The following is a 1,699-nucleotide window of genomic DNA, read 5'->3' as shown; positions in this document are numbered from 1 at the left end:
GCGGTCATACCGACCGCGGTTCTCCGGCGTCCACATCCCGCCAAATCGCGCACCACCCGCCGCAACCCGCCAGTCACAACCGATTCAGATGACTCACCATGTTCCCGGATGGACACTTAGCTCGACTTTGGCCAAGTTTCCGTAGCGGCAGCGGATGGAAAGGCTGAGGCTGCGGCGAGTTGGAACGCTCTCTGCCGAGGGCGACAGCCATGCTGCACCTGCCCAGCCGCTTCGCGGCGGTGATCCTGTGCTTCGCGCCGCTTTTCCTGCAACGGAGCTGGCGGCACGCCCAGGTCCTGCTGGTCGGGTCCATTTTGGCGCCGGGCCGGCGCACGGTGACCAGCATTCTCCGGATCACTGGGCACAGCCGGGATCGGTGCTTCGTCAACTACCACCGCGTCCTCAGCCGAGCCTCCTGGAGCGGACGGGCTGCGGCGCAGGTGCTGCTCGGCTTGCTGCTGGATGCCTTCGCGCCGTCCGGGCCGGTGCTGCTGGGCCTCGACGACACCATCGAGCGCCGACGCGGCAAGCGCATCTGCGCCAAGGGCATCTACCGGGATCCGGTCCGCTCCAGCCATGGCCATTTCGTCAAGGCCAGCGGCCTGCGCTGGCTCAGCCTCATGGTGCTGGTGCCGATCCCCTGGGCTGGGCGGGTCTGGGCCTTGCCGTTCCTGACCGCGCTTGCACCCTCGGAGCGGTACTGCCGCGAGCGCGGGCTGCGCCACAAGAAGCTCACCGACTGGGGCCGGCAACTGGTGCTGCAGGCCCGTCGCTGGATGCCAAGCCGGCGCCTCGTGCTGGTGACCGACAGCGGCTTCTCCGCCCTCGAGTTCCTGGCCGCCCTGCTGCGGCAGGAGGTCACCTGCGTCACCCGCCTGCGCCTGGACGCCGCGCTCTACCGGCCAGCCCCGCCGCGCCCGCCTGGCACAGTCGGGCGCCCCAGGACCAAAGGCGCGCGCCTGCCGACCCTGGCCGAGGTGCTGGCCGGCAAGGCCACCCGCTGGCAGCGCGTGACCGTGCCGGGCTGGTACGGCGAGGGCGACCGCATCGTGGAACTCTGCTCCGACACCGCCGTCTGGCGCCATGGCGGCATGCCGGTCGTGCCGATCCGCTGGGTGCTGCTGCGCGACCCGGGCCGGCGCTTCGATCCGCAGGCCCTGCTCTGCACCGACCTGTCGCAGGAGCCGCTGCAGATCATTCGCTGGTTCGTCCAGCGCTGGCAGCTCGAGGTCACCTTCCGTGAGGTGCGAGACCACCTCGGCGTCGAGACCCAGCGGCAGTGGTCGGACAAGGCCATCGCCCGCACCACGCCGTGCCTGCTGGGGTTGTTCTCGGTCGTCACCCTACTGGCGTCGTGCCTCGACGGCCGTCTCCGCGCGCAAGCCGCCACCGCCGCCTGGTACCACAAGCAGCGGCCAACCTTCGCCGACAGCCTCGCTGCCGTACGAAGGGCCATCTGGAGTGAGCAGGGTTTCGCCGTGTCCAGGCCCAACACCGACGCCGCGAAACTCACACCAGCCCTCCGCGAAGGCATCGCCTATGCCCTCTGCCATGCCGCGTAGATGGCCAAAGTCGAGCTTAGAGCGTCTAATGCTTTGTTGAAAGGCTTATGCGGCCTCTGCGAGGATCATGAGGTTGTGGGTGAGGACGCGGAGGACGAGTTCGCGGGCCTGGGACGCGTCGCCGCGCGCGGTCAGGG

Annotated in this window: 1 protein-coding gene; it reads left to right on the top strand. The window is 69.3% G+C overall.

Annotated features, from left to right (window positions below):
* Positions 1-209 precede the first annotated feature (209 nt).
* Complete coding sequence (locus tag E2C05_RS31555) at positions 210-1,562, top strand: IS701 family transposase (protein WP_133223550.1); 1,353 nt, start codon at positions 210-212, stop codon at positions 1,560-1,562.
* The last annotated feature ends 137 nt before the right edge of the window (positions 1,563-1,699 follow it).

The sequence above is a fragment of the Paracraurococcus ruber genome (assembly GCF_004353985.1).
Taxonomy (GTDB): Bacteria; Pseudomonadota; Alphaproteobacteria; order Acetobacterales; family Acetobacteraceae; genus Paracraurococcus; species Paracraurococcus ruber.
Note: the sequence above shows the minus strand (reverse complement) of the source record. Positions and strands in the feature narration are given on the sequence as shown.

Excerpts from the sequence above, each read along its gene's own strand:
- E2C05_RS31555 (WP_133223550.1), top strand. The coding sequence starts at position 210 with ATGCTGCACCTGCCCAGCCGCTTCGCGGCGGTGATCCTGTGCTTCGCG.